4 protein-coding genes and 1 pseudogene are annotated in these 4,390 nt (G+C 39.1%); 1 reads left to right on the top strand and 4 read right to left on the bottom strand.

The genetic code is table 11. The features are described 5' to 3' along the window. Positions 1-162: 162 nt before the first annotated feature. From argS to ispF, 4 genes are all read right to left on the bottom strand, one after another. On the bottom strand, positions 163-1,920 hold the full coding sequence (gene argS, locus H6F92_RS11205) for an arginine--tRNA ligase (protein WP_190357895.1): 1,758 nt from the start codon (positions 1,918-1,920) through the stop codon (positions 163-165). A 92-nt stretch (positions 1,921-2,012) separates the two neighbouring features. After that, complete coding sequence (locus H6F92_RS11200) at positions 2,013-2,399, bottom strand: type II toxin-antitoxin system VapC family toxin (protein ID WP_190357894.1); 387 nt, start codon at positions 2,397-2,399, stop codon at positions 2,013-2,015. Beyond that, positions 2,399-2,626, bottom strand: a complete 228-nt coding sequence (gene vapB, locus H6F92_RS11195) for a type II toxin-antitoxin system VapB family antitoxin (protein ID WP_190357893.1) — start codon at positions 2,624-2,626, stop codon at positions 2,399-2,401. The genes H6F92_RS11200 and vapB overlap by 1 nt, the downstream gene beginning before the upstream one ends. A 41-nt stretch (positions 2,627-2,667) precedes the next feature. Next, positions 2,668-3,147, bottom strand: a complete 480-nt coding sequence (gene ispF, locus H6F92_RS11190) for a 2-C-methyl-D-erythritol 2,4-cyclodiphosphate synthase (RefSeq protein WP_190357892.1) — start codon at positions 3,145-3,147, stop codon at positions 2,668-2,670. A gap of 1,013 nt (positions 3,148-4,160) precedes the next feature. On the opposite strand from ispF, the pseudogene H6F92_RS11185 reads away from it, so the two are divergent. Then, positions 4,161-4,390, top strand: a pseudogene (locus H6F92_RS11185) (hypothetical protein); the annotation flags it as partial.

The following is a 4,390-nucleotide window of genomic DNA, read 5'->3' as shown; positions in this document are numbered from 1 at the left end:
TAACTGATAACTGATAACTGATAACTGATAACTGATAACTGATAACTGATAACTGATAACTGATAACTGATAACTGATAACTGATAACTGATAACTGATAACTGATAACTGATTACTGATAACTGATAACTGATAACTGATAACTGATAACTGATAACTGATTTACATTCTTTCCAAAACGGGGATTCCCAGGAGAGATAAGCCTAATTTTAGGGTTCTTGCCGTTAAATCACACAAAAATAAACGAGAGGTTTTAATCGGTTCTGCCGCTTTTAGAACGGGACAATTTTCGTAGAAACGATTATACTTTTTACTGAGTTCATAAAGATAATCACATAAACGATTAGGTAATAAATCCTCTTCCACGGCACTAATTACTTCCGGCAGTTGCAGTAATTGTTTAGCCAGAATTAATTCGCTTTCATCCTTGAGAATTAGCGGTGAATTGGCACTTAAATCCTGAAAATTAATACCACCTTCGCGACTGATACTCTGGACCCTAGCGTAAGCGTACAGCATATAGGGGGCGGTGTTGCCTTGCAGATTGAGCATTTTGTCGTAACTGAAAACGTAGTTACTATTGCGATTTTGGCTGAGATCGGCGTATTTAACGGCACTTAAACCGACAGTTTCGGCAGTATTAGCGATAAAATCGCCAGTTTCTTCTCTTTCCTCGCTTGCCAGTCTTTTTTCTAAGTCAGCTAGGGAACAGGCGATCGCTTGATCGAGTAATTCTTGTAATTTTACCGTCTCCCCGGAACGAGTTTTTAATTTTTTACCATCTTCCCCTAAAACTAACCCAAAAGCGACGTGAACCACTGCCACATTATCGGGTAAAAATCCCGCTTTTTTAGCCACCTGAAATACTTGGGCAAAATGGTTAGCTTGTCCAGCATCGGTAACATAAATTATTCTTTTGGCTTTATCTTGCCGCACTCGATAACAAATTGCCGCTAAATCGGTGGTAGCGTAATTATAACCGCCGTCGGATTTCTTGACAATTAGGGGCAGAGGATCCCCCTCTTTGTTGGTAAAACCATCGAGAAAGACACATAAAGCGCCATTGTCTTCTATTAGCAATCCCTGGTGATCTAATTCTCTGATTACCGTCTCAAGGTAGGGATTATAAAAAGATTCCCCCCTTTCCGTCAGTTTTATATCGAGAATATCATAGATTTTCTGAAATTCCCGCCGTGATTGTTGACAAAGTAACTGCCATGCTTGACGACTTTGCGGATCACCCGACTGTAATTTTACTACGGCTTGGCGGGCAGTTTCTTTAAAGTTTTCGTCTTCATCAAAACGAATTTTAGCCTTTTTATAAAAGCTAACTAAATCCCCTAAATCTAGGGCATCTGCTTGGGTTAAAGCGCTAGGATAAGCTTCTTGTAGATAGGTGATTAACATCCCGAATTGAGTACCCCAATCCCCGACGTGATTAAGACGAATTACTTGATGATGACGAAATTCCAGAATCCGAGCGATACAATCACCAATTATAGTTGATCGCAAGTGACCGACGTGCATTTCTTTGGCAATATTGGGACTGGAAAAATCGACAATAATTTTTTGACTGGGGTTAGCGGTGGCAACTCCTAAACGGTTGTCAGTAATTAGGTCTTTTAATTGGGTTTCTAGATAACTGGGTTTAAGGGTAAGATTGATAAAACCAGGTCCGGCAATTTCGGGGGTTTGACAGAGATCATCTATCTCTAGATTTTTTAGTAAAGTTGCCGCCACTTCCCGGGGTTTTTGTTTTAATTCTTTGGCTAAAGAGAGGGAAATATTACATTGATAATCGCCAAAACGGGGGTTACTAGCGGCGACAATTAGAGGATCGGTAGCGGCGAATTTTTCCCCAAAGGATTTAACTAGGGATTGGGAAAAACGCTCTTTTATTTGTTGGATAATAGCAGTCATAGATAGAATTTAGCAATGAAGGTTAGAAATCTATGGGTAATTAGGAAATTTATCTTGCTCTCATCTTGAATAGAATTGAGCCGAACGGGGCATTATGTCCATTTTCTTGGTACATTATAAGCATCAAATTTAGTATCTTTACTAATTAGAATTAGGGTTCTGTTTATAGATTGGGCAATTAGCATTCTATCAAATGGATCACGGTGATGCAAGGGTAAAGTACAAATTTTTAGAGTATCAGAAAATGATATAGACAGTAAGGTTATATCTGATGCTTCTAGTTTAGTTTCAATGGTTTCATAACTTTTTTGTAGGGCTAACTTACCTAAATTTAACTTAATCGCAATTTCCCAGAGACTAACAATACTGACATAAACTTCAGGAGCAAAATCAATTTCCTCCCGAAGATTATCAGGCAAGTTAGGATCGTTTTCAGTTAACCAGATGAAAGTATGAGTATCCAGAAGAAAAGATGTCATCACATATATTCCTGAAAATCTTCCAAAGACTCATCAAAGTCATCGGACAAAGGTAAGATAAATGTACCTTGTAAAATTCCTGAACGACGTTTTCTAAGAGAAGGTTTCTCTATAATAACATCTGATTGATAATTGGCCATCAAATATTCAGCATAGTGAAGCAGCTCTATTTTTAATAACTCTGGCATTGCCTCGACAGTTTCTAAGATTTTTGTGTCTATATTCATAGGTTTGGGATACTTAATTTGAGCTAATTCTTACTAATTACTTATTCCTTAACCAATAAAACCACGGCATAAACTGCGATACCTTCTTCTCGTCCCACCGGTCCCAATTGTTCGTTAGTAGTGGCTTTAATTCCCACCTGTTCTGGATTAATCTTGAGGGTTTCTGCTAAATTGGCTCGCATCGCATTAAGGTGGGGTTTCATTTTCGGTTTTTCGGCAACAATTACCGAATCAATATTATTAATCTGCCAACCTTTATCGATAATTAATTGATTAACTTGTTCTAATAATTTTAAACTATTCGCCCCTTGCCATTGCGGGTCTGTGGGGGGAAAATAATGACCGATATCGCCTAAACTAAGCGCCCCCAGCATGGCATCCATGATAGCGTGGGTTAAGACATCGGCATCACTGTGACCCAATAAACCCACAGTATGGGCAATCTCTACTCCTCCTAAAATTAAAGGTCTTCCTGTTACCAATCGGTGGATATCGTAGCCGTTACCAATACGAATATTCATAGAGCAGTCCTCTTAGAGTTATATTAATTATCTTATCGCAAAAGGGAACAGGAAACAGGGAAATATTTTCCCTGACTTGTCCTGATTAGCTAATTAGCTAGGAAGGATGAACTATCCTGTGGAAGTTTTTCCCGATACAATGAAAGCTTGTACCAAATCTGTTTTTAATAGTATGATTAACACCTAATCGAACTTTAAAAACCCAGTTATGGATTGTTTCTCCCCACTTCCCCACTCTCCACTCTGCTATACCTTTTAAACAGGATTTAGTATCATCGTTGCCTTGTTAGGATTAGGAGTATTAAGGCTAGTTTCTAGCCTGAAAAAACGCCAATAGGAATATTAGGGTAGGGACGACTCCATTCTCATTGGTGTCAAGTTAAGCAAGAGGCTTAATTATAAAGAGTAGCTGATAATCCAAGAGGAAGAAAGTAAAAAATGGTAAAATAATACCGAGAAGTCAGTCCCGATGAAAAAATTTTCACCCCCACAGATGAAAGAGGTTTCCTTCCCTACACCCCACATCCCACACCCTACACCCTCTTTCAAGTCAGAGGTGAGTCAGTGAAAACTCGCTCTAAGCAACGACCTAGAAAAGAGGGGGAATCCCGACTTACGCCGTCAATGTCAGTCGCCAGCCTTGGCAATTCCTCAAATGGTAGAAGAATTAACTCAATACTTAACACCCACTTTATTGAGTGACTAGATGATTTTGGTAACTTTCCGGTAACATTTGGTTGATTCTCCTGAAGTTGCCATGATAGCAACTTTTTTTTACCACATTTTGCTAGACTTCTCTTATCATGGGGATTTCAGGCTTCCTTGTCACCCCGTCAGTATTCAATCTCTTCAGAGAATCTTTATGTTGATTTAGCTTATCTAGTCTGGCTTGCCAGGTGGTTGATTCTGGCAAGGGCATTTGTTCGCTTGACTCGCTGTTCTTACTCATTATACAATGGCTGACCTTGGGCTATCAATTTTTCTAGATACCCAACTGTGTAAACAAATATATTATGAATCAAGGCATTGACTATTTTAATCGTGGACATTGGTTAACAGGGATTCAAGAACGCTTAAGTGTAGAAGCTCGCCGTAAGATGTTTGATTTAGCTATGAACAAACTCGATTTGCGGGCAGGAGAAAGTATTATTGATATTGGTTCTACTCCAGATGTGGAGAGGATAGACAGTAACTGTATGATTCCCTGGTTTCATGAAGCAGGGTTAACTGTCGCCCTCTCTTC

Origin of the sequence: Microcystis wesenbergii FACHB-1317, from assembly GCF_014696875.1 — a bacterium.
In the GTDB taxonomy this organism is placed as follows: domain Bacteria; phylum Cyanobacteriota; class Cyanobacteriia; order Cyanobacteriales; family Microcystaceae; genus Microcystis; species Microcystis wesenbergii_A.
The sequence above is the reverse complement of the archived record's forward strand: the minus strand, read 5'-3'. Positions and strand labels throughout refer to the sequence as shown.